This is a genomic window from Aeromonas sp. sif2416 (assembly GCF_019218665.1).
In the GTDB taxonomy this organism is placed as follows: domain Bacteria; phylum Pseudomonadota; class Gammaproteobacteria; order Enterobacterales; family Aeromonadaceae; genus Aeromonas; species Aeromonas encheleia.
Map to the genome: position 1 here is coordinate 1 of NZ_JAHUXC010000053.1, position 259 is coordinate 259.

1 protein-coding gene is annotated in these 259 nt (G+C 66.4%); it reads right to left on the reverse strand.

The features are described from left to right. Nucleotides 1–259 (reverse strand): hypothetical protein (locus KW821_RS21500; protein ID WP_218292871.1); only part of this gene is annotated, 259 nt, incomplete at both ends.

A 259-nucleotide genomic window follows, 5' to 3' on the forward strand; every position in this document is an offset into this window, starting at 1 on the left:
CGGCGGGAGAGGATGTCGATCATCAGATCGATCTCGTGATCCCGGCACAGCACAGGATCCAGACTGCCCTGACGGGCCTGCTCGGTCACGTTGACGGTGAAACGGGCCAGCAGGCTGGCATCGGCCGACAGGGCGCCCTGGCTGGCGGTGCCACCGGCGGAGACGGTCACCTGGGTCTCGGCAGATTCTTTCACCCACTCATCGAACTGCTGGCGCAGCAGCTCGCGGTTGACGTTGGCCAGCAGCCGGGTCACCGAGC